At 62.2% G+C, this 23,401-nt stretch carries 21 protein-coding genes; 10 read left to right on the top strand and 11 right to left on the bottom strand.

From position 1 onward, the window contains the following. On the top strand, nucleotides 1-1,221 hold the full coding sequence (locus ASD31_RS22765; RefSeq protein ID WP_056339412.1) for a flavin monoamine oxidase family protein: 1,221 nt from the start codon (nucleotides 1-3) through the stop codon (nucleotides 1,219-1,221). 78 nt (nucleotides 1,222-1,299) lie between these two features. Here the strand turns inward: ASD31_RS22765 and ASD31_RS22760 are convergent, their stop codons facing one another. From ASD31_RS22760 to ASD31_RS22730, 7 genes are all read right to left on the bottom strand, one after another. After that, nucleotides 1,300-2,175: a D-amino-acid transaminase gene (locus ASD31_RS22760; protein WP_413813830.1), complete on the bottom strand. Its 876-nt coding sequence runs from the start codon at nucleotides 2,173-2,175 to the stop codon at nucleotides 1,300-1,302. 44 nt (nucleotides 2,176-2,219) lie between these two features. Beyond that, entirely contained in the window at nucleotides 2,220-3,137 is a 918-nt protein-coding gene (locus ASD31_RS22755) for a serine hydrolase (protein ID WP_056339410.1), read from the bottom strand. Between the two features lie 26 nt (nucleotides 3,138-3,163). Further along, nucleotides 3,164-4,129 (bottom strand): ABC transporter ATP-binding protein, encoded by a 966-nt coding sequence (locus ASD31_RS22750; protein WP_082520671.1) that lies wholly within the window; start codon nucleotides 4,127-4,129, stop codon nucleotides 3,164-3,166. Beyond that, entirely contained in the window at nucleotides 4,116-5,111 is a 996-nt protein-coding gene (locus ASD31_RS22745) for an ABC transporter ATP-binding protein (RefSeq protein WP_056339408.1), read from the bottom strand. The genes ASD31_RS22750 and ASD31_RS22745 overlap by 14 nt, the downstream gene beginning before the upstream one ends. A gap of 4 nt (nucleotides 5,112-5,115) precedes the next feature. Further along, a complete protein-coding gene (locus tag ASD31_RS22740) occupies nucleotides 5,116-5,937 on the bottom strand; it encodes an ABC transporter permease (protein WP_056339407.1) in 822 nt (273 codons plus the stop codon). Nucleotides 5,938-5,940: 3 nt separating this feature from the next. Then, nucleotides 5,941-6,876 (bottom strand): ABC transporter permease, encoded by a 936-nt coding sequence (locus tag ASD31_RS22735; protein ID WP_056339406.1) that lies wholly within the window; start codon nucleotides 6,874-6,876, stop codon nucleotides 5,941-5,943. Between the two features lie 71 nt (nucleotides 6,877-6,947). Next, on the bottom strand, nucleotides 6,948-8,456 hold the full coding sequence (locus tag ASD31_RS22730; RefSeq protein ID WP_056339403.1) for an ABC transporter substrate-binding protein: 1,509 nt from the start codon (nucleotides 8,454-8,456) through the stop codon (nucleotides 6,948-6,950). 143 nt (nucleotides 8,457-8,599) lie between these two features. On the opposite strand from ASD31_RS22730, the gene ASD31_RS22725 reads away from it, so the two are divergent. Further along, a complete protein-coding gene (locus ASD31_RS22725) occupies nucleotides 8,600-9,487 on the top strand; it encodes a LysR family transcriptional regulator (protein WP_056339400.1) in 888 nt (295 codons plus the stop codon). 50 nt (nucleotides 9,488-9,537) lie between these two features. Next, nucleotides 9,538-10,263: a 3-keto-5-aminohexanoate cleavage protein gene (locus ASD31_RS22720; RefSeq protein WP_056339398.1), complete on the top strand. Its 726-nt coding sequence runs from the start codon at nucleotides 9,538-9,540 to the stop codon at nucleotides 10,261-10,263. A 57-nt stretch (nucleotides 10,264-10,320) separates the two neighbouring features. Here ASD31_RS22720 and ASD31_RS22715 read toward each other — a convergent pair whose 3' ends face one another. Then, nucleotides 10,321-11,637 carry an aspartate aminotransferase family protein gene (locus ASD31_RS22715; RefSeq protein WP_056339396.1) on the bottom strand — a complete coding sequence of 439 codons (1,317 nt, stop codon included), beginning with the start codon at nucleotides 11,635-11,637 and terminating at the stop codon, nucleotides 10,321-10,323. Between the two features lie 3 nt (nucleotides 11,638-11,640). Then, the gene (locus ASD31_RS22710; RefSeq protein ID WP_056339394.1) at nucleotides 11,641-12,687 is read right to left on the bottom strand and encodes a phosphotransferase enzyme family protein; all 1,047 of its coding nucleotides are present in this window, start codon (nucleotides 12,685-12,687) and stop codon (nucleotides 11,641-11,643) included. 175 nt (nucleotides 12,688-12,862) lie between these two features. Between ASD31_RS22710 and ASD31_RS22705 the strand changes: the two genes are divergently transcribed. The 6 genes from ASD31_RS22705 (at nucleotide 12,863) to ASD31_RS22680 (ending at nucleotide 18,764) form a co-directional block, all read left to right on the top strand. Then, the gene (locus ASD31_RS22705; RefSeq protein ID WP_056339392.1) at nucleotides 12,863-13,543 is read left to right on the top strand and encodes a GntR family transcriptional regulator; all 681 of its coding nucleotides are present in this window, start codon (nucleotides 12,863-12,865) and stop codon (nucleotides 13,541-13,543) included. Between the two features lie 75 nt (nucleotides 13,544-13,618). Further along, nucleotides 13,619-14,359: an SDR family NAD(P)-dependent oxidoreductase gene (locus ASD31_RS22700; RefSeq protein WP_056339391.1), complete on the top strand. Its 741-nt coding sequence runs from the start codon at nucleotides 13,619-13,621 to the stop codon at nucleotides 14,357-14,359. A 205-nt stretch (nucleotides 14,360-14,564) separates the two neighbouring features. Next, entirely contained in the window at nucleotides 14,565-15,617 is a 1,053-nt protein-coding gene (locus ASD31_RS22695; protein ID WP_156392769.1) for an ABC transporter substrate-binding protein, read from the top strand. A 100-nt stretch (nucleotides 15,618-15,717) separates the two neighbouring features. Beyond that, complete coding sequence (locus tag ASD31_RS22690) at nucleotides 15,718-16,797, top strand: ABC transporter ATP-binding protein (protein ID WP_056339387.1); 1,080 nt, start codon at nucleotides 15,718-15,720, stop codon at nucleotides 16,795-16,797. Continuing rightward, nucleotides 16,794-17,972, top strand: coding sequence for an ABC transporter permease (locus ASD31_RS22685; RefSeq protein WP_056339385.1), 1,179 nt, complete (start codon nucleotides 16,794-16,796; stop codon nucleotides 17,970-17,972). Before ASD31_RS22690 ends, ASD31_RS22685 begins: the two co-directional genes overlap by 4 nt. Nucleotides 17,973-17,975: 3 nt before the next feature. Beyond that, on the top strand, nucleotides 17,976-18,764 hold the full coding sequence (locus tag ASD31_RS22680) for an ABC transporter permease (protein WP_056339383.1): 789 nt from the start codon (nucleotides 17,976-17,978) through the stop codon (nucleotides 18,762-18,764). A 71-nt stretch (nucleotides 18,765-18,835) separates the two neighbouring features. Here the strand turns inward: ASD31_RS22680 and rhaI are convergent, their stop codons facing one another. Together rhaI and ASD31_RS22670 are read right to left on the bottom strand one after the other, a co-directional pair. After that, nucleotides 18,836-20,128, bottom strand: a complete 1,293-nt coding sequence (gene rhaI, locus ASD31_RS22675) for an L-rhamnose catabolism isomerase (protein ID WP_056339381.1) — start codon at nucleotides 20,126-20,128, stop codon at nucleotides 18,836-18,838. 117 nt (nucleotides 20,129-20,245) lie between these two features. After that, entirely contained in the window at nucleotides 20,246-22,342 is a 2,097-nt protein-coding gene (locus tag ASD31_RS22670) for a bifunctional rhamnulose-1-phosphate aldolase/short-chain dehydrogenase (protein WP_056339379.1), read from the bottom strand. A gap of 203 nt (nucleotides 22,343-22,545) precedes the next feature. On the opposite strand from ASD31_RS22670, the gene ASD31_RS22665 reads away from it, so the two are divergent. Beyond that, nucleotides 22,546-23,358 carry a DeoR/GlpR family DNA-binding transcription regulator gene (locus tag ASD31_RS22665; RefSeq protein ID WP_056339378.1) on the top strand — a complete coding sequence of 271 codons (813 nt, stop codon included), beginning with the start codon at nucleotides 22,546-22,548 and terminating at the stop codon, nucleotides 23,356-23,358. Nucleotides 23,359-23,401: the final 43 nt, after the last annotated feature.

The raw sequence follows: 23,401 nt of genomic DNA, 5'->3' as shown, positions 1-23,401 counted from the left end.
ATGAAATTTCTGGTAGCAGGTGCGGGTCTGGCCGGGCTGAACGCGGCATGGGAACTGGTCAAGGCGGGGCATTCCGTCGAAGTATTTGAATCCAACGATCGCGTCGGTGGGCGCTGCTGGTCGGAAACGCTGTCGAACGGCGAAGTGATCGAGCATGGCGGCGAGTTCATCGACGTCAACGACCATACGATACGCCGGCTATGCGCTGAATTCGGTCTGCCGATCGTGTCGCTGGGGATCACGTTCGATCGTCGCTGGCAGGTCGATGGCACAATCATGTCTTCCGGCGAGCTTGCGGAGAATATCCGCAACCTGACCGAGGCGGCGGAACGGCTGGTCGAAAAGCAGGGTTACCGGACCTCGTTGCGCGAGGTTGCGCGCGAGGCCTACGGACCCGACTATGCAAGCCTTCCCTATTGCCAGAAGCTGTTCGCCACCACCACCTGCGACCCGGACAAGGTGAATGGTATCGCCATCGCCAGAATGTTCCAGGGGCATTCCAAGGGATATATCGAGCACCGGGGCAGGGTCATGGCAGGCAATGATGCCGTGGCGAAGGAAATCCATCGTCGTATCGGTGACATTGTCCGTTTCAATACGCCGATCGTCGAGATCACCCAGGATGATACTGGCGTCCGGATGACATCCGCCTCCGGGGAGGTTTTCCGCGGCGACCAGGCCGTCATTGCGGTGCCGCTGCCGCGCCTGCAGAAATTGATCGGCACGGTGGATCTGCCGCCATTGATGCGCATGGCGATCGAGGGGCGCGTGATGGGGGCGGCGGCGAAGCTGAACATCGTCGTCAGCGGCGATGCGCCGCCGAGAGGCATGCAGGCGCCCGGCGCGCCATGGTGGTCCTGGAGCACGGAGGCGAATGAAGGCTACAAGGCCCGCGGCGCGCTGACCGTCTATGCCGGCGGCAAGGCGACGATGGACACGCTGCGTCTCGATGACGGCGGAAAATACTGGCTGGAACAGGCCCGTCGCTATCGAACCGACCTCAATGTTAGCGATGACTACATCCTCACCAACTGGGGCACCAATCCGCATACCGGCGGCGCCTATTCCATGCCGGGGCTGGATTGGGAACCCGAACAGGACAATGTGTTCAGCCAAGCTGTCGGCAGGATTGCCTTTGCCGGGGAGCATACGCATTTCGCGTCGCTCAATGGAGCGCTCGAGTCAGGCGCGCGCGCGGCAAAATTGCTGACCCTGATCTAGGCCGATGGAGGAAGCCAAACCGGGTTTGGCTTCCTCCTCATGCATTGACCGCTTTGCCGATCCTGCGTGTCCCGCAGGTCAGATCGCGGCCTTGCGTGCTTCCTGGATGTAAAGCTCGCGCAGGCGGATGGCGATGCGGCCGGGCTCACCGCTGCCGACCGCTGTACCGTCGATTTCGACGACCGGCGTCACGAAGGTCGAGGCACCGGTGATAAATGCCTCATCGGCGCTCTGCGCTTCCTCGATGGTGAAGTTCCGTTCCACGATCTTCATCTGCGCTTCGCGGGCATAGTCCAACAGAGTGGCGCGGGTGATGCCGTGCAGGATATCGTTCGACAGGGCACGGGTGATGATCGTGCCGTCCTTGACGATATAGGCATTGTTGGCCGTGCCCTCGGTCACGAAGCCGTCCTGCACGAACCATCCGTCGTCGGCTCCGGCCTTCTTCGCCATCATTTTCGCCATGGAGGGATAGAGCAGCTGGACGGTCTTGATGTCGCGGCGGTCCCAGCGCAGATCGGGTATGGAAATGACCTTGATGCCGGTGCGTGCCTTGGGCGCATCCACCAGATTGGGCACCGACTGGGTAAACAGCACGACGGTCGGCGCCACGTCCTCGGAGGGGAAGAGGAAATCGCGATCGCCCGGATTGCCGCGTGAAATCTGCAGATAGATCAGGCCTTGCGTGATGTCGTTTCTGGCCACCAGCTCGCGGTGAATGTCCAGCAGGGCCTCGCGTGTCAAAGGCTCGCGAATATCGAGTTCCGCGAGAGACCGTTTGAGCCGGGCGACATGGCCGTCGAAATCCAGCTGCTTGCCATCGATCACCGAGGTTACCTCATAGACGGCATCGGCGAAGACAAAGCCGCGATCGAAGATCGAAATCCTGGCTTCGTCTTCAGGAAGATATTCCCCATTCAGATAGACTGTTCGCTTCTCGTGCATCGCGCTCATCCCGGGCGTTTCATGGTCAGAACAGGACATCTTGTCCTGCCGCATCAGTTCAGCAGTATCTCATAAAAAATCTTCCCCATTTCCGGAAAGACTTTCGGATGATCCTCGCATATCCCTTTTCCCTGCGTCATCAGGCAGACGATGATGGCTGGCTTGCCCGGCGCGGCGATACGGATCAGATCATGCTTGTAGTAGGACGCGCGAGGATCGCCCGTCCAGGAATTCTTCCCGGCCTTGCTCCAGATATCGGCCTCGGCCGGCACGCCGCCACCGAGGAAATCATTGACCTGAAAGTGCGGCTGCCTTGCTTCCATGCTTTCACGGTCGCGAAGAAGGATTTTTTGCGCGCGGGCGCGCGACGCATCGGAGAGCGGAACCGCACCGGAAAAGATTTCGTGAAACAGCCGTGCCGCAGCCAGAGGTGTGAGGGCGTTCAGATACTCGCCGGAGCGGCCGGCATACTGGGCCTCGCGGCCGTATCGAATATCGTCCATCAGCTTCTGCGTGATGTTGCAGGTTTCGAATTCGGGCCATCCCAGATCTTGGAAAAACCGGTTCAGCGCCTCGCGCTTCTCGCGCCAACCTTGAAACTCGGAATCGTCGAGCAGCGTGTTGCCGCTCGTGCCGGTAATCGCGTCGATCACGTAATTGGTGCCGGTGTTAGACGACCAGAGAATCATGTCGCGCATCGCACGTGACAATTCCTCATGATCGGCGACGCGGCCCGTATCGATGGCGTTCAGCGCGTGCACGAGATGGAACACCTTGACGAGGCTGCAGGGATAGCACCGCCAGTCGCCGCGATAGGCAAAGCCATCGGGCATTTCGCCGAGGCCATTTTCCCGCAGGGCGACAAAACCAAAATTGTCGGAGGTCAGGCCCTGTTCGCCAAACTGGGTGAGGAGACGAGAGGAAATGCTTTCGCAACGGCCGGACCAATCGGCATTGGATTTGAAAAACATCGGAAGTTCTTTCTACGGGTAACGGATCACGCAAGAAGGCGGGCGGTCTTCCAGCAACGGGCAAGACCGCCGGTGTCGAGAGGCTGCATCGGCTGAGGCGCCTGGCAGGCCGCCTCGGCGAGCGGACAGCGCGGCGCAAAGCGGCAGCCGGGCAGGACGGCGAAGGGGTCGGGTATCTCGCCGGTAATCGGCTCGCGCAGGGACTGCGGCCGGCGCACATCCGGCACAGCCTCGATCAGCGCCTGCGTGTACGGGTGCCGCGGCGCCGCGAAGAGGCTGGCGCATTCCTGCAGTTCGACGATCTCGCCGAGATACATCACCGCCACGCGGTCGCAGAGGTAACGCACCACATTCATGTCGTGCGAGATGAAGACGATCGTCAGGCCCTTGTCCCGGTTGAGGCCCTTCAGCAGATTGATGATCTGGGCCTGCACCGAGGCATCGAGTGCCGAAACCGGTTCGTCCGCGATCAGCATCTGCGGATCGGCGCAAAGGGCGCGGCCGATGGATACGCGCTGACGCTGCCCCCCGGAAAGGGCATGCGGGAATTTCAGCGCGGTTTCCGGGACGAGACTGACTTCGGCCAGAATGCGCTGCACCTCTACCTGCCGGTCGGCGCGCGGCATTTGCGGGCGATAACGCGCAACCACCTCTTCCAACTGGGCGCCGATGGTCATGCGCGGGTTCAGCGAGGAATAGGGATCCTGAAACACCATTTGCAGGCGGCCTTCGCGATCCGGCCCTTCAAGCGGCCGGCCGTCGAACAGAACCTGTCCACCATCGCTGGGCTGAAGGCCTATCCCGATGCGTGCCAGCGTGCTCTTGCCACAGCCTGACTCGCCGACAATGCCGAGAATCTCGCCCTGATGCACAGCCAGATCGACACCCCGCACGGCGTGAAGATAGATCTGCTTGCGGTTGGCGAGCAGATCGCCAAAACTGCGCTTCACCGGGAAGCGTCGCTCGACCTTCTGGAAATCAAGCAGCGGCATGGGACACCTCGTTCAGGATGCAGGCGTCGAAATGTCCCTCGGCAGCGGCCGGTCGCGGATGCAAGCCCGGCGCCGTGCCGATGGTGCATTGCGGCTGGGCAAAGGTACAGCGGGGTGCGAAGCGACAGCCGGCCGGCGGGTCAATCAGGCTCGGGGGCGCGCCCTTGATCGGGATCAATTGACTGTCGCGGCTGACCTGTCCCGGCAAGGCTGCGAGCAGCGCGCGGGTATAGGGATGGGACGGCGCGTCGAGCACATCGCGCACCGCGCCCGTTTCCACCACGCGCCCCGCATACATCACCGCCATCCGGTCGCAGATCTGCGAGACCACGCCGAGATCGTGGGTGACCAGGATGATCGATGTGCCGAGGCTGTCGCACCGCTCTTTCAAAAGGCGCAGGATCTGGTCCTGGACCGTGACGTCGAGCGCCGTCGTCGGTTCGTCGGCGATGATGAGGCGCGGACGCAGCGCAAGCGCCATGGCGATGACGACGCGCTGTCTCAATCCACCGGACAGTTCGTGCGGATAGGCATCCAGCCTGCGCTCGGGCGAGGTGACATGCACGTCGCGCAGGAGCTGCAAGGCGGCGGCCCGCGCCTCGGCGCGGGAAGCCTTGCGATGGCGGCGGATCACCTCGCCGATCTGCTTGCCGATCCGCATCGTCGGGTTCAGCGCGGACAATGGGTCCTGGAAGATGAAGGCGACGTCGCGGCCGCGCACCTGGGCCAGATCGCGCTCACGCATCTGCGCCAGATCCCCGGCGCCTTCCAGCGTGATCCGGCCATTGGCGATCCGGGCCGAAGCACCGCCGAACAGGCGTAGGATGGACCGGCAGGTCGCGGATTTGCCGCAGCCGGATTCGCCGACAATGCCGAAAATCTCACCGGGCTTGACGTCGAAGCTGACACCGTCCACCGCCCTTGCCGTGCCTGAGGGACTTTCGAATTCGGTGATCAGATCGCGTACGGACAGAAGGCTCATGACATTACCCCTTCGGCTTCAGGGCTGTGGCGAGACCCTCGCCAAGCAGCGAGAAGGCGATGCCGATCCAGACGATGGCGAGGCCGGGGAAAATGGCCATCCACGGTGCTTCCCGCATGTAATCGATGCTCTCGACGATCAGCAGTCCCCATTCGGGCGCGGGCGGCTGTACGCCAAGGCCGAAGAAGGACATGGCCGCCACCGCCTGCACCGTCAGCACCACGTCCGACATGGAATAGACCAGCGCGGGGGTGACAACATTGGGCAGGATATGACGCAGCATCACCCTGGGCTTGCCGAAGCGCAGGACGCGCGTCGCCTCGATGAATTCCAGCCGCGACACCAGCAGCGTCTCGCCGCGCACGATGCGGGCATATCCGATCCAATTGACGATGAAGAAGGCGATGTAGAGATTGGCCTCGCTCGGCCCCAGCACACCGACGATCGCAAGGATCAGGACATAGAAGGGGAAGGCCCAGACGACATCGGTGAGCCGCATCAGCGCCGCATCGACGATACCGCCGTAGAAGCCGGCAATCAGGCCGATCATGACGCCCATAATCATCGGGCCGAAGACGCAGATCAGCGCCAGCCTGAGATCGAAGACCGCACCAGCAAGAATGCGCGTGAAGATGTCCCGCCCGAAATTGTCGGTGCCGAACCAGTGCGTGGCCGAGGGCGGCTGCATGGCGGCGGCAAAATCCAGCGCCAGCGGATCGTAAGGCGACAGGATCGGGGTCATGAGGGTTGCCGCAAGGGTGATCGCCAGCATCAGCAGGCCGATGGCGCCGGCGGGTGTGCGCAACAATTTGCGAAGCATGGGCATCGTCTACTCCAGCCGAACGCGCGGATCGGCCAGCGCGTAGCAGATGTCCGTGATCAGGTTGACGATCACCACCATGATGGCGAAGAACACGGTCAGCCCCCGGATCACCGGCAGGTCCCGAGAAACGATCGCGTCGATCAGCAGGCTGCCGAGACCGGGTACGGAAAAGATCTTTTCCACCACCACGGTTCCGCCAATGATCCAACTCACCCGCACGCCGATGATCGAGATCGTCGAGATCAGGCTGTTGGGCAATATGTGGCGCAGGAAGACCTCGCGGCCGCGCAGGCCCTTGGCCCTTGCGGTGTCGATATAATCGGCCTTCATCGTGTCGATCAGCGCCGCTCGCAGGCTTTGCTGGATCAGGGCTGCGGTGGAAAGGCCGACCACGAGCGAGGGCAGGAACAGCCGGCCGATATTGGCCACAAAACCATCGCCGACGCCGCCGGTCGCAAACCAGCCCATGCGGAGTGCCAGCCACAGGATCAGGACGTAGCACAGCCAGAAGGGCGGCATGGCGACCACCACGACGAAAATCTGGCGGATGACATTGTCGAGCATGCGCCCGCGGTTTGCCGCTGCGAGGATGGCAAAGGGCAGGGCGATCAGAAGCGCGATCACCGTCGAATAGCCGACGATGGCCAGCGTGAAGGGGAGGCGCTCCGCCACGAGATCGATGATCGGCTGCTTGTGAAAGATGGACATGCCGAAGCTGCCGGTCACACAGTCCCGCAGGAAATAGAGATACTGGACCCAGAGCGGCTTCCCCAGTCCCCAGAGTTCCCGCATGGCCTGCAGTTCCTCGGGGCTGGCCCTTGTGCCCATGGCGCGCGAGGCGGGATCGCCCGGCATGATCTGCAGAAGCAGGAAGCTGATCATCGTTATCCCGATCAGCACCGGTATAAGCATCAGCAGACGTTTGGAGATGGCGAGGAACATGAATTTTCTACCGGCGGTTAGCCGCTGCGGTTAACGGGGCCTCCGCCCTGGCGGGGGCGGAGGCGGTCGCTTTAGTTTTCGATCTGAACGTCTTCGAGGCGGAAGTTCGAGGTCGGCAGAATCTCGAAGCCCTTCACCTTGTCCTGCACCGCCCAGGCCGAAGCCGGATGATAGAGGAAGATATAGGGCGCGCCGTCGTGCAGGATCTGGATCATTTCCTTGAACATGGCGCCGCGCGCGTCCCCGTTCACGGTCTTCCGTTCCTCGACGTAAAGCGCGTTCAGGCGGTCGCTCTTCCACTCCGTATGATAGGCGTTCGCCCGCTCCGGATTGACCGCGACGAAGCCGATGATCTGGTCAGGGTCGATCGTGTCGGACGTGGTGTAGGAGACCGACATGTCGTAGTTTCCGGCCTTGGTGGTTTCCCACTGCGTGCCGCCTTCCAGCATCTGGATCTTCAGCTTGACGCCGACCTGTTGCAACATGGCCTGCAGCGCGATGGCGGCGTTGCGGCTGGTGGCGGCGCCGGAATCGACGACGAGCTGCGCCTCGAACCCATCCGCGTAACCGGCTTCCGCCAGCAACTGCTTGGCCTTAGCCAGATCGTAGTCATAGGGCGCAAGGTTCTGATCGGCATAGGCCATGACCGGCATGGCGGAGGCTGCAGGCTTGCCCGCGCCGAAAAGCACACCCTGCACGAGGGCGTTCTTGTCGACCGCATGGTTCAAGGCCAGGCGCACCCGCTCGTCATCGAAGGGCTTGCGGGTGGTGTTCAACTGCACGAAGTCGGCGCGGTAGGGAATGGTCTGGCCGACGCTGATCCCATCCTTGGCATCCAGTTCCTTGAGCTGGTTCAATGGCGGATCCAGCGCCACGTCCACTTCGCCGGCTTCAAGCTTGATCACGCGGGCCGATGGCTCGGTGACGACTTCGAGCACGGCTTCGTCCACGAAGGGCTTGCCTTGCTGCCAGTAATGCGGGTTCTTGGCCAGATTGACGCGCGAGCCGCGGACCCGGGAGGTGAGCATGAACGGGCCCGAGCCGACCGGGGCATCGAAAAACGCATCGCCCTTGGCTTCGACCTGTGCCTTCGGCAGGATCGCCGCGGCGAAAAGCGCCAGATTGTTGAAGGCCGGTGTGAAGGGCTCGGCAAGCTTCATGGTGATCTCGCGATCGCTGATGATCTCGAAGCTGGTGATCGGACGATAGAAACGTCCCCAGCCGGAGGCTTCCGAAGCCGCGCGCTCGATCGAGAACTGGACATCCGCGGCGGTGACCGGGGTGCCGTCGGAGAATTTTGCGTCGCGCAGCTTGAAATTCAGCGTCAGCCCATCGTCCGAAACGGTCCAGCTTTCCGCCAGTCCAGGCTCCAGGCCCTCGCCGGTCTTGTCGGGGCGGATGAGCGTGTCGAAGATCAGGAGCTGCGTCCAGATCGAACCATTGTCGCTGGTGGCGATCGGATCGAGGCTGATGGGATCATAGCCGATCGCAACGCGCAGTGTTTCCGCATGGGCGACCATACCCGCGAGCGAAAACGCCGAGGCAAGCAGCAGACATTTCAAATTGAGTCGGGGAAGCATGAAGGTCCTCCTAACCTTGCGTGGGACGTCTTGAAGCGATCTTGCGGGTTGCGCCGCCGCCTTCTGTTGACCGGATCGATGTTAGACAACGGAACTGTCTTCGAATAATAATAAATACATTGGCTTCTATCAGCAGGTTGATAATGGATCTTCGCGAACTTGAACTTTTCGGCACATTGATGCGTGTCGGCACCACCACGGAAACAGCGCGGCTTCTCGGTATTTCCCAGCCCAGCGTCAGCGGGCAGTTGAAACGGCTGGAAAGCAGGCTCGGTTTCTCCCTTTTTCACCGCACTGGAAACCGGCTGGAACCGACGCATGAGGCCAACGAGCTTTTCGCGCTCTCCATCCCGATCTTCAATACGCATGCGCTTGTTCGTTCCAAACTGCCGACATTGCGCAATCTGGCCTCGCGGCCGGTGTCGGTTTCGGCAACGCCGGCTCTTGTCGAAAGCTTTATCGGCCCGATCCTTATTCGTGCGGGATATCAGAACTGGAAAAAGCGTATCGTGATGAGGGTTCACTCCCCGGAAGACGATCTTCGCAGGGAGGATGCGGATATCGGCCTGCAGATGGCCCTGCCGCCGAAGGCCGAATTCCAGGCGCACAAGGTCGGGCAGACGCCTCTCGTGGCGGTCCTTCGGACAGATCATCCGCTGGCGCGGTTCGAAACGCTGACCTGCCTGGCAATTTCCCTGCATCCCCTGGTTTGCTACAATGCCGACTGGTCCCCCATGGGCAGCATGATCAGGGATGCCTTTGCGGCGCGGGGGCTCAGCTACGACCCGGCCTGCGCTGTGCCGTTTTGCGCGAATGTATGCAGCCTGGTCCGCGCCTGCGGCGGCGTGGGCATCGTCGATGCCATGACGGCGCGCGATTATACAATGCACGGGCTGGTTTGGCGCCCGATTGCCGATATTCCGGATGTCTCCATCATCGCGTTCCACAGGCGAAACGAGCCTTTGCGGGCGCCCGTGCAGGACCTGCTGACCGCGTTTCGCAAATCGGCGGCTCAGGCCGAGGCCTACTGATACGACCTGCCGGACCATGATATCCTACGGCCAAGATGTGGAGGGAATTCATGATCGTTCAGGCATGCATCAATGGCGCCCGCCCAATCGGCTATCACCCCCGCTTGCCGCTGACGACCGAGGCGATGGTGCGGGACAGCATGGCCTGTCTCGATGCCGGGGCCGCCGAGCTTCATATCCATCCGCGCGGATTGGACGGACGCGAAAGCCTGGCGTCCGTTGACGCGCTCATTGCCGCCGTGCGCAACAGCTGTCCCGGGACATTTGTGGGTGTTTCCACAGGCGCCTGGATCGAGGCGGACGAGGCTCTCACACGAAGATACATATCCTCCTGGCGGATGCTCCCCGATTACGCTTCCGTCAATCTTTCGGAACGGGACTCGCCGGCCATCCTCTCCCTGCTTGGCAATATGGGTGTCGGCGTCGAGGCTGGGCTCGCGACCATAGAGGATGCCAGGCGCTTTGTCGGCCTGCCGGATTGCCACCACGTGATGCGGATCCTGATCGAAATCGGGGAGCAGGATTTGGGTGCGGCAGACAGGGCCTGCGACGGGATCATCCAGGTTCTCCAGGCGGCGGCCGTAGCCCGTCCGATCCTCCTGCACGGCGTCGATTCCACCGTCTGGCATTTCGTGAAACGCGCGCGTGAGCGCCGCTGGTCCACGCGCGTCGGTCTGGAGGATGGCTGCCTTTGCGTTACAGGTGAATTTGCCGAAGGGAATGCGGGCCTCGTGGCGGACGCCGTGACGATATTCCGCGAAAACGTCCATCGATAATGCCGGTGATGCGAAATGGCCGCCCGTGCCAAAAGCGAGCCAGGCGGCCGTTTGGCGTCAGAGCGACTGAAGGACCTCGCCCAGCGCATCCACCAGCATGTCCGCATTCTCCCGCGAAAAGACCAGGGGCGGGCGGATTTTCAGGACGTTGCCGTTGGGGCCGGAGGCGCTGATCAGGACGCGGCGTTCGCGCAGGCCATTGACGATCCGCGTTGTCAGCGCCGCATCGGGGCGTTTGGCAGCCGGGTCGGTGACGATCTCGACGCCGATGAAGAGGCCGGTGCCACGAACGTCGCCAATGGCGTGATTGCGCTTGGAAAGGCTCTTCAGGCGGTCCATCAGGTAGCCGCCCACCTCCAGTGCATTCTGCTGCAGGCCCTCGATGCGGATCGTATCGAGCACCGCCTTGCCGGCGGCGGCGGCGACCGGATTGCCGCCGAATGTGTTGAAGTATCGGGCCCGCGGGCCGAACTCCGCGATAACTTCCGGTCGCAGCACGATGCCGGCCATCGGGTAGCCGTTGCCCATCGGCTTGCCGATCGTCACCATGTCGGGCGAAACGCCGTGGCGCTCGAACCCCCACATCGCCTCGCCGGTGCGGCCGAAACCCGGCTGCACCTCATCGGCGACGAAGAGGCCGCCCGCCTCGTGGATTGCATCCACCGCGGGTTTTAAAAATCCCTTCGGCCCGGCAAAGATGCCATCGCTGGAAAAGATCGTGTCTGTGATCAGCATGGCCGGCTTGATGCCGTGGCGTTTCAGGTCGACGATCGCCGCCTTCACGTCGCGGCCGAACTTCTCCATCATCTCTTCCGGCGAATGACGGTAGCTGTCTGGCGCGGCTACGGTGCGCACATGCGCGCCAAGTGTTACGGATTCCCCGAGCGAGGGCGAGAATTCGGCAACCGCGCCCGTCAGGCCATGATAGGCGAGGTCCGTCGCGATGATGCCGGTGCCGCCGGTGACATGGCGGGCAATGCGCAGGGCAAGGTCGTTCGCCTCGCTGCCGGTACAGGTGAACATGGCCTGGCTCAATGCCTGCGGGAAGGTGGCGGTCAGGGTCTCGGCATAATCGACGATGCCTTCGTGCAGATAGCGGGTATGGGTATTGAGCACCGCCGTCTGGCTGGTGATTGCCTCCACTACGCGGGGATGGCAATGGCCGAGCGAGGCGACATTGTTATAGGCGTCGAGATATTTTTCGCCTGCCGTGTCATAGAGGAAGACGCCTTCGCCGCGGACCAGATGCAGCGGCTTTTCGTAGAACAGGCGGTAAGCGGGGCCGAGCACCTTTTCCCGGCGGGCAATCAGTGCCCGTTCGGTCTCGTCGAGCCGTTCGAAATCTTCACGCGAAAACGCATTCACCATCGACATGATTCAGGCCTCGGAAAGGTTGGGCACGAGCTGTTTCAGCCCGGCCGCAGTAAGATCGGCAATATTTTGCAGGCCGCGCCAGGCGGTGGCATGGTTGCGCATGATGTAGGCCCGATTTTCCGGGAACCGGGCCGAACGCCATTCCGCGATGATGATCGACATGGCGAGGCGGCAGCGCATGAGAAGAGGCAGAAGCTCGATTTCGGCCGGTTGCAGGGCACGCGCCGAACGGAAGCCCTCAAGGAAGGCGCGGGTGCGGGCGGCCCAGTTGTCGGTCGCCATGTGATAGGAGATGCCGACGGCGAGGTCATTGATCAGCGTGGCATGGACCATGTCGCCAAAATCGATAATGCCGACGACCCGTGCCGGTTCCGCCGGATCGAGCAGAATGTTGTGCGGATTGAAATCATTGTGGATGATCTGCCGGCGTTCCAGTGCGCAGATGGCCGGAAGCGACCGCTCGAATTCGGCAAGCACGGCCTCCACCTGCGCGCGACGCTCAGCAGCGACATCGCCGACGACGGCTGCAAGATCGAGCGTGTGGGAAATGTCCCACATCAGTTTTCCGGCCGGCGGGCGTCCATCGTAATCTTCCAGGCCAAGGCCAAGCTCCGCAAGCGCACGCCCGACATTGCGGCTCTGCGCTTCGGATGCGGGTGTGCGGTACTGCAATTCGCCGCCAAGGAAAGTCAGCAGACGAAGGATACGCGGACCGTCCGCCGTGGACAGCATATGGCTCGGCGCGCCCTCTTTCGTGAGAACGAGGCGGGGCACCGGCACGGAAGGTGCCACGGATGCCAGATGCAGGAGCGCGCCGTCCTGGAATTCCAGCGCGGCCGGGTCCTCTGCGGGATTGGCGATCTTCAGAACAAAATCCGTTCCGTCCGTGCGGATAAAGAGAAAGGTCTCGTCGCGCTCGCTGGAAAGCCGCTTTGCCGTGCCGTGAAAGCCATAGACTTCCGCCGTCGCGACCGCCGCGTCGGCCAGCGATGTCTCGCTCCATGTCGCCGACATGGAATCGGTCTTCTTGGCGGCCGGCTGTTGCGTCATTCCTGCTCCCTTCGCGCGGTTTCCGGCATATTCCTCATCCGTCCTACCCCTGCCTGCTACCCGGTGCCTGCGATGCCAAATCGCTTCCGCAATGAGGGTGAAGGCGTGGCAAGCTTGAAATAAATCAAAAAAGATGCATCAAGTATCTTATTATTTGTTTTTGCGGGCAAGTTCCATGGCTGAATTCACGACACTGGAACATGAAAACCTCAACAGCGTCGTCTATGGTGCTTTGTGTGATGCCCTGATGCAGGGCCGCTTTCAGCCCGGAGACCGGCTAAAGATCCGTGCTCTCGCCGAACAGTTCGGCACGAGCGTCACGCCGATCCGCGATGCGATCCTTCGTCTCGCCAATGACGAGGCCATCACCTTCCGGTCGCCGCGCGACATCCGCATTCCGGAAATGAGCGAAACCCGCTACCGGGAAATCCGGGCGATCCGCATCCGGCTGGAGGGCCTAGCGGCCGAAACAGCCGCGCAGGTCGCGACAAGCGCCGATATCCAGGCTTTAGAGGACATTTTACGGGAGAACGAGCGGGCTATCGAGGTCGGAGATCGCCTGAAGGGCACGCAGCTCAACCAGGCATTTCACTTCATGCTGCCGCAAATTGCCGCTCTTCCGGTCCTGAACACCATTTTGCGGCGGCTCTGGCTGCAGATGGGGCCGCATATTTCCGATGCCTATATCGAGGGCGGCCGGGCGATGATCGACCATCATTATCCCGTCATCGAGGCGCTGAAGCGGCACGATCCAGCTGCTGCTTCCATGGCGATCGTCGACGATATCCTGCTTGGCGGAAAGCCGATCCTGGAGCGTATCGAACGGGGCCAGGAACGTGAGGCGCGCCGCGCCTGATGCCGGCTTGAAGAGGGGCTTGCATTTCGCGAGCCGCCGATTACGATGTATCAAGCATCAAAGGGAAATGCTCGCATGACCGAAGAACGCCGCTACATGTTGCTGACGGGAGCGAGCCGCGGCATCGGCCATGCGACGGTCAAGCTGTTCCAGTCGAAAGGCTGGCGCATCCTCACCGTTTCCCGCCAAGCCTTTTCCGAAGAATGCGCCTGGCCGTCCGCCCGCGAAAGCCACATCCAGGCAGACCTTGCCGACCTAACCCAGATCGATCGCCTGGCCGCGACCGTGCGAGAGCGACTGCCGAACGGCCGGCTGCACGCGCTCGTCAACAATGCCGGCATCTCGCCGAAGGGCCCGGACCGCAGCCGCCTCGGCGTCATGGAAACGGATGCCGATGCCTGGACGCAGGTCCTCAACGTCAATGTCGTCTCGACGGCGCTGATCGCCCGCGCGCTGATGCCGGAACTGGAGGCAGCGAAGGGATCGATCGTCAATGTCACCTCGATCGCTGGGACCCGTGTCCACCCCTTCGCGGGCGTCGCCTATGCGGCCTCCAAGGCGGCGCTGGGTTCGCTGACCCGGGAAATGGCGCATGAATTCGGCCGCCGCGGCGTAAGGGCGAATGCCATCGCGCCCGGTGAAATCCACACATCGATCCTTTCGCCGGGGACGGATGAACTGGTGGCGGCGGAAGTGCCGATGGGCCGGCTCGGAGATCCGCGCGAGGTGGCGGAGACCATCTATTTCCTCTGCACGGAACCATCGTCCTACATCAACGGCGCTGAAATCCACATCAATGGAGGGCAGCACGTCTGACAGCAGTCAAAAAGGGAAAATCCCGTTGACTGGCAATGACCAGAATGCATCAATTGGTCGAGACGCCCAGGGGAAAGAGCGCGACGACCGGAGAGGCCGCAGCACCGCCGATACGCCAAAGGCGAGGGCAGGCCAGCGGTCCGCATGGGATCGTCATCGGAGCCGGCCTTCCGGTTCCTTCACAAACGAAGAAAAGGGGAGTGCAATGAAGACTTTCATGAAATCCGGAATTCTGACCGCCGCTGCCGTCATGCTATCCGCCAGCCTTGTCGCGCCGGCTTTCGCGCGGGACCTGACCGTCGTCTCCTGGGGCGGCAACTATCAGGACGCGCAGCGCGAAATCTATTTCAAGCCTTTCTCCGAGAAGACCGGCAAGCCGGTGCTCGATGAAGCCTGGGACGGCGGCATCGGCGTCATCCAGTCGAAGGTCAAGGCCGGCGCGCCGAACTGGGATGCCGTGCAGGTGGAGGCGGAAGAACTGGCGCTTGGCTGCGCCGATGGTCTCTACGAGAAGATCGACTGGGAGAAGATCGGCGGCAAGGACAAGTTCCTCGACAGCGCGGTCAACGACTGTGGCGTCGGCGCCATCGTCTGGTCGACCGCGATCGCCTATGACGGCGACAAGCTGAAGGAAGGCCCGGCCTCCTGGGCGGACTTCTGGAACGTCGAAAAATTCCCCGGCAAGCGTTCGCTGCGCAAGGGGCCGAAATACACGATGGAGTTCGCGCTGCTTGCCGATGGCGTCTCGAAGGACGAGCTTTACGACGTGCTGGCAACCGACGAAGGCGTCGAGCGTGCCTTCAAGAAGCTCGACGAGTTGAAGCCGAATATCGTCTGGTGGGAATCCGGCGCCCAGCCGCTGCAGTTCCTCGCCTCTGGCGAAGTGGCCATGACCTCCGCCTATAACGGACGCATCACCGGTATCAACCGGTCCGAAGGCAAGAACTTCAAGGTGGTCTTCCCGGGCAGCATCTATGCCGTCGACAGCTGGGTCGTGCTGAAGGATGCGGAAAACAAGGATGCCGCGCAGGACTTCATCGCCTTTGCGAGCCTGCCCGAACATCAGGCCAAGCTTCCGGAATTCGTCGCCTACGGCCTGCCGGTCAAGGAAGCGGCGGCACAGGTTCCGGCCGAATTCGCCAAGGACCTGCCGACCGATCCGGCGAACATGACGGATTCGATCGCGCTCAATGTCGATTTCTGGATCGACAATGCCGAAACGCTGACGCAGCGCTTCAACGCCTGGCTTGCCCAGTAAGAACACCTCGGTGAGGGGCGCTCGGACAACCGGCGCCCTTCTGCCCGGCTGGGTGTGTATTCACGGGCTTTCCGGCGTAGCGCATCCTTCGCCTCTAGCGATGGAGACCTCTGTGGCCGAGTTCATTCGATTTGACCGCATCACCAAATTCTACGGCCCGCTCTGCGTGGTCGAAAACCTTGACCTTGGCATCGACAAGGGCGAGTTCGTCAGCCTGCTTGGCCCCTCCGGCTCCGGCAAGACGACGATCCTCATGATGCTCGCCGGCTTCGAGCAACCGACCGCCGGCACTATCCTGCTGGACGGCGTCGCCATCAACGATGTCCCGACTCACAAGCGGGATATGGGCGTCGTCTTCCAGAGCTATGCGCTTTTCCCGCATATGTCCGTCGGCGAAAACGTCGCCTTTCCGCTGCAGATGCGCGGCATGGGCAAGGCGGAGATCGGTGAGCGGGTGGCGCGGGCGCTCGACATGGTCCAGCTTTCCGCGCTCGCCGACCGCCGGCCATCGCAACTCTCGGGCGGGCAACAGCAGCGGGTGGCGCTGTCCCGCGCCCTGGTGTTCGAGCCGCGCGTCGTGTTGATGGACGAGCCGCTGGGCGCGCTCGACAAGCAGTTGCGCGAGCAGATGCAACTGGATATCCGCGATTTGCATCGGCGGCTGGGCCTTACGATCGTCTTCGTCACGCACGATCAGTCGGAGGCGCTCACAATGTCGGACCGCGTCGCGGTCTTCAACAAGGGCAAGATCGAGCAGATCGGTACGCCGAGGCAGGTCTATGACGAGCCGGCGACGCGCTTTGTCGCCGAATTCATCGGCGAAACCAATCTGGTCGAAGGCGTCGTCGAAACCGTGCAGGGTGAAGAGGCGACCGTGCGCCTGCCCTCGGGGGTGCAGATCGTCTCGGCGATTTCCGGCGCCGTTACCTCAGGTCAACCCGTGCTTCTCTCCATCCGGCCGGAACGGGTCGATCTCACCGAGACCCGGGGCGAGGCACGCAACGTGCTCGAAACGGAGGTGACGGATTCCGTCTATCAGGGCGATCACCTGCGCGTGCAATTGCAGAATGCCGCCCATCCGCTGATTGCCAAGCTTGGCCGGAAATCGCGCGAATTCCAGCCGGGGACCAAGGTCTATGCGGCCTTTTCCGCCCGTGACTGCCGAGTTGTCGCGTCATGAGTACGGGCTCTGCGCGGACCGGCCGGTCGCTTCTTCTGCTGGCGCCGCTCCTGGTCTTCCTGTTCGGCTTCTTCGTCTGGCCGCTGTTCAGCATGATGTCGCAGGCCGTATCGGATCCGGCCGTGCTGCGCCTGCTGCCGCGCAGTGCCGAAGTGCTTCCAGATTGGGACCGCCAGTCGCCGCCGACCATGCCCATGCAGACCGCGCTCATGGAGGATTTGAAAACCGTCGACGACGACCAGGCGCTCGGCGACATGGTTCGCCGCCTCAACAGCGCCCGGTCGGGCTTTCGCACATTGATGTCGAAGACGATGAGTGCGCTTGATGATACGACAAACCCACCGACCGATCTGGTGTCCATCGACAAACGCTGGGAGAAGCCCGAATTCTGGCGGGCGATCGCCGGCGCGCTCTCACCCTATACCGATCGAAACCTGCTCGCCGCCGTCGATCTTGGTCGCAACGCCGCCGGTGAGATCGAGCATCTGTCGGCGGATCAGTCGGTCAACCGCGTCATTCTCATCCGCACTTTCTGGATCGCTGCCCTCGTCACGTTCGCCTGCGCCTGCATCGGCTATCCCTATGCCATCATCGCGGCATCGCTAGACGGTTGGAAGCGCGACGTGATGCTTGCCGCCGTGCTCCTGCCGCTCTGGACCTCGCTTCTGGTGCGTACCGCCGCCTGGTTCATCCTGTTGCAGGACCAGGGTCTCATCAACGATTTCCTGAGAGCGACCGGTCTCATCGAAGCGCCGCTGCGGCTCATCTTCAATCGCACGGGCGTCATCATTGCCATGACCCATGTGCTCCTCCCGTTCATGGTGCTGCCGATCTACTCGGTGCTGATCACCATTCCAAGGAACCTGATGCCGGCGGCGGCTTCGCTTGGCGCGCATCCGCTGCGCGCCTTCCTGCGGGTGCTTTTGCCGCTCAGCCTGCGCGGCGTCGCCTCGGGCGGCCTGCTCGTCTTCATTTCGGCGATCGGCTATTACATCACGCCGGCGCTGATCGGCGGGCCGGGCGATCAGATGATTTCCTCGATCATCGCCTTCTACGCCACCGGTTCTGCAAATTGGGGCATGGCCGGCGCGCTTGGCGTCGTGCTTCTTGTCGCAACGCTTCTGCTCTACAGCGTCTACGCGCGGCTCTCTGCCGAAGAGCCGGGGAGGCGATAGACCATGGCAATCAAGCTCGGCAAACTTGTCTTTGCGGTGCTGGCGATCCTCTTTCTCGTCGCGCCGCTCATCGCCATCCTGCCGCTTGCCTTCACCTCAAGCGTCATCCTGACCTATCCGATCCCGTCCTGGTCATTGCGCTGGTTCGAGGAATTGTTCACGGCGGATGCCTGGCGGCGGGCGATCATCAACAGCCTGATCATCGGCACGGGCACGACCCTGCTTGCCACCGTGCTCGGCACCGCCGCGTCGCTTGGGCTGCGCAACCGTCTCATCTTCTTCCGCGGCTCGATCCGCACGCTCTTCCTGCTGCCGATGGTGGTGCCGGCCGTCGTTCTTGGGGTCGGCATGCAGGTGCTGCTCGCGCGCTTCGGTCTTGCCAACAGCTATGCCGGCGTCATTATCGCCCATACGGTCGTCGCCGTGCCTTTCGTGGTGGTCAGCATCACCGGCGCGCTTGCCGGCATCGACGAGCGGGTGGAGCGCGCCGCGGAAAGCCTCGGCGCTTCGCCGGCAACGGTTTTCCGACGCGTGACCTTGCCGCTTGCCATGCCCGGCGTGCTCTCCGGCGCGGTGCTCGCCTTCGCAACCTCGCTCGACGAGGTGGTGTTGACGCTCTTCGTCGCAGGGCCCAACCAGCGCACGCTGGCGCGGCAGATGTTCTCCAGCATTCGCGAAAACATCAGCCCGGCGATTGCGGCAGCAGCCTTCCTCTTCATTGCCGCGACACTCCTGGTCGGGTTTGTCGTCGTGCTGTCCCGTTTCATGCTTAGGAAGCGGCAACAGGCGTGAAGGCGGCAGCGTCCTGATCGCGGCCGGCGTGGATGCCGCCGCGATCCTGCGCAGGATGCCGCTCTTCGGTCTCAGATGATGCCGCCCGAGCCACCCTTGACCGCCGGGCGCTGTGCCGCGACGGACTTGCGATAGCCGCTGGCCCGATAGGCGGCGACCGGGTCGATGGCGCCGCCGGCGCGCCTGCGGGCTTCCGCCAGGATCGGCTCGACATCGGTGCGGTAGGCGCGCTTCAGCGTTTCACTCGCCATCAGCGCATCATTCCCGTCCTGGAAGCCTTCCAGAGCGGCACGATCCACCAGAAGCGCCTGCGCATAGGCGCGGCGGATTTCGTTGGCCGAGGACATCAGGCTTTCGATGGGATCCGTCACATTGTGGCTCTGGTCGATCATATGGGCCGGGTGGAACCCCTTGACGCCACGATGTTCCGCATCGACCAGTTCGTTGAAGACGAGGAACAGGCGATAGGGATCGATCGATCCCGCATCGAGGTCGTCGTCGCCATATTTCGAATCGTTGAAGTGGAAGCCGCCGAGCTTGCCGAACTGGATCAGCCGCGCCACGATCATCTCGATATTGGTATTGGGCGCGTGGTGGCCGAGATCGACGAGGCAGAAGGCCTTGTCGCCCAGCGTTTGCGCAATCAGGTAATTGGTGCCCCAGTCCTGCACGATGGTGGAATAGAAGGCCGGCTCGTACATCTTGTGCTCGGAAAACAGCCGCCAGTCGTCAGGCAGCGCTTTGTAGACCGTACGCATGGAGTCCAGATAGCGCTCGAAGCTTCTCGTAAAGCTGGATTGGCCGGGGAAGTTGGAGCCGTCACCGACCCAGACCGTCAGCGCCTTGGAGCCGAGCGCGCTGCCGATCTCGATGCATTCGATATTGTGCTCGACGGCTTGCTGGCGGGTGCCGGCGTCGACATGGGAGAGCGAGCCGAACTTGTAGGAATGGGCCTGGTCCGCCTGGTCGGAAAAGGTGTTGGAGTTCATCGCATCGAAGCGCAGGCCGAGCGCATCCGCCTTGGCCTTCAGTTCCTTCGGGTCCGCCTTGTCCCAGGGGATATGAAGCGACACGGTCGGCGTTGTCCGGGTCAGTTGCTGGATCACCGCGCAATCGTCCAGCTTGTCGAAGATATGGCGGGGTTCGCCGAAGCCCGGGAAGCGGGCGAAGCGCGTGCCGCCGGTGCCGACGCCCCAGGAGGGCACGGCGACGAAGAACTCCGATACCTTCTGCGTGATCGCCTCGATATCGCTGTTATCGCGCGCGAGCTTTTCGCCCAGCGCCGCATAGTCGGCCGCCAGCGCGGGCTGGCGCTTGTCATTGTCTGCCGAGACGATGTCGGCTGCGATTGTCTGATCGGTCATTGTCTTCCCCGCCCGTTCAGTTCCGCGCTCTTGGAGAGGCCGGAACGCTCGTTTGTTCCCGTAGGCGCCCGCCGCCGATCATGGGAGGGACCGGCGGCGGGCGAAACCTAAGCCTGCTCAGCGCGTGAAGCTCTGGGCGTTTCCGGCATCGACATTGATGATGTTGCCGGTCGATTTCGCCGATGCGTCGGACGCCAGGAAGTAGATCGCCTCGGCAATGTCTTCGGGAAAGACGTTCAGCTTCAACACGGAGCGCTTGCGGTAGTGCTCCTCGAGATCATCCACCTCGATCTTGGAGGAGGCCGCACGCTGCTCGCGCCATTCGCCGTTCCAGATTTTCGAGCCGCGCAGCACAGCGTCCGGATTGACGGTGTTCACGCGGATACCGGCATCGGCGCCTTCCAGTGCCAGGCACCGGGCCAGGTGGATTTCCGCGGCCTTTGCCGTGCAATAGGCCGAAGCGTTCGGCGACGACGCCAAACCGTTCTTCGAGGCGACGAAGACGACATTGCCACCAAGGCCTTGGCGCCGGAACAGGCGGAAGGCCTCGCGCGAGACCAGGAAATAGCCGGTTGCGAGAATGTCGATATTCTTGTTCCACATGGCAAGCGTCGTGTCTTCGACCGGCGCCGAGGATGCGATGCCGGCATTCGAGACCAGAATGTCGACGCCGCCAAACTCGACCGACGCGTCGACGAAGGTTTGCAGGACCGCATCTTCCTTGGTCACGTCGAGCTGGACTGAGCGCACCGCGTCGCCGCCATACCGCCTGGTAAAATCAGCCGTGGTGTCGGCGAGCGCCTTGGCATCGATATCGGCCAGCACGACGCAGGCACCTTCCGATAAAAGACGCTCGGCCGTCGCCCGGCCGATGCCGCCGGCACCACCGGTGACGAGTGCTACCTTGCCGGCCAGGCTTTTCGCCTTGGGCATGCGCTGAAGCTTTGCTTCCTCCAGCAGCCAGTATTCGATATCGAAGGCTTCCTGCTCCGGCAGGCCCTGATATTCGCAAACCGTCGAGGCGCCCTTCATCACGTTGATCGCATTGACGTAGAATTCGCCGGCGATCCGGGCCGTCGCCTTGTCCTTGGCGAAGGACAGCATGCCGACGCCGGGCACCAGGAAGATCACCGGATTGGGGTCGCGGATTTTCGGCGAATTGTCGTGCTTGCAGGCCTCGTAATAGCGGGTGTAGTCGGCGCGATATTCTTCGAGCGCCTTGTCGAGGCCGGCCAGAACCGCATCGACATCCGGCTTTGCCGGGTCGAAATCGACGATCAGCGGACGAATCTTGGTGCGCAGAAAATGGTCCGGGCAGGAGGTGCCGAGAGACCCGAGCGGCCGCAGGTCGCTGGAATTGACGAATTCAAGCACGGCGTCCTGGTCGTCGAAATGGCCCAGCTTGCGCTCGGCCTTGCCGATGCGCCCGCGGATTTCCGGCATCAGCCGCGCCGCGATGGCACGGCGTTCCGCCAAGGGCAGGCTCGTAGCGACCGGGCCGCCGAAAACCGTCTTGCCTTCCGTCTCCTTGGCAAACCATTCGATCGCCTTGTTGATGATCTCGAGCGTCAGCAGGTAGCAGTCCTTGGCATCGTTTGCCCAGGTGAACAGGCCATGGCTTTCGAGGACGACGCCCCGGGCCGTCGGATTGGCCTTCACGAAGGCCTCGAGATCGAGGCCGAGCTGGAACCCCGGGCGGCGCCAGGGCAGCCAGCCGATATCCGCGCCGAAGATCTTCTGTGTCAGTTCCCTTGACCTCTTCGAGGCCGCGATCGCGATGATCGCATCCGGGTGCATGTGATCGACATGGGTGAACGGCACGAAACCATGCAGCGGCGTATCGATCGAAGCGGCACGCGGCTTGAGATTGAAGGTGCAGTGGGGCAGGAAGCCGACCATGCGGTCTTCATCATGCACACGCTTGTATATGCCTTTCAGGGCGTCGAGCTTTTCCTGGTAAAGCGTGGCGAAACCATCGAGTTTGATCGTGCCGACATCGCCGCCGGAGCCCTTGACCCAGAGCACCTTGACCTTTTCGCCGGTGAGCGGATCGGTTTCCATGACCTTGGCGGAGGTATTGCCGCCTCCGTAATTGGTGATGCGCTTGTCCGCGCCGAGCAGGTTCGAGCGATAAAGCAGCTTGCCGGGCTCGCCGAGCCCTTCGGCATGGGCATCATCCCAACGATTATCGAGAAGGCGGGTTTGGCCCGTCATGACATCCTCCCAAGGTAAGTGTGCAGGGGGCCGAAACGCACGGACCCATCTCCTTCTTGTTCGAGGATATCGCGCATCAAATCGACCATTGTCAATCAGTTTCGATCATCAGTTTTCATTGTGCGCTGCAATATTATCTTTTTTGATCGTTTCTGATTGACAGTTTAAAAGCAATCCGACTAAATCGCGCTGAGGAGGAAGCCATGCACGAACGCGAACGCCATCGCATCATCTTGAGCGCGATCCAGGAAAAGCCGGTGGTTACCGTGCAGGATATTGCCGAGTTGACCGAGGCATCCGAAGCCACGATCCGCCGTGACATCGCAGCCCTGCATGTGCAGGGAAAGCTTCGCCGTGTCCGCGGGGGCGCCGAGGCCGTGCATCCGCCGCAGCTTGGAAACCTCGCTGCCCGTCCTTTTCGCGTGTCTGAATCGGTCAATATCGACAAGAAGCGCGCAATTGCACGCGCCGCCGTCGATCTGTGCGAGGAGGGCGATTCGGTCATCATCAACGGCGGTACCACGACGTTCCAGATGGTGCATTTCATGTCCGCCCGCCGGCTGCAGGTGATGACCAATTCCTTCGCCATTGCCGAGCATCTGGTGAAGCACTCGAAATGCAATGTCTCGGTTCCCGGCGGCGCGATCTATCGCGACCAGAGCCTGATCCTGTCGCCATTCGAAAATGACGCCATCCACAATTTCTACGCCCGCCGCATTTTCATCGGCGCGCAAGGCATCAACGCGCTCGGCGTGATGGAATCCGATGCCCTGGTCATCCAGAGCGAGCAGAAGCTGGTCCGCCAGGCAGAAGAGCTGATCGTCATGGTCGACAGCAGCAAGTTCGCAAAGCGCTCGAGCCTCATCCTCTGCCCGCTCGACAAGGTCTCGACCATCATTACCGACGACAGGATTACCGACGAGGCGGCCGCCATGGTCACCGATGCCGGCATAAAACTGATTGCCGTGAAGCCGTTGGCTTCATCGGAAAAGGCAAATGCCACGTCAGCCGCCTGAATTTTCAGCGGCTGGCGGGGAGGAATTCAGCAGTTCATCAACC

This window comes from Rhizobium sp. Root482 (assembly GCF_001426565.1).
In the GTDB taxonomy this organism is placed as follows: Bacteria; Pseudomonadota; Alphaproteobacteria; order Rhizobiales; family Rhizobiaceae; genus Pararhizobium.
This window is presented reverse-complemented; position numbering and strand designations above follow the sequence as displayed.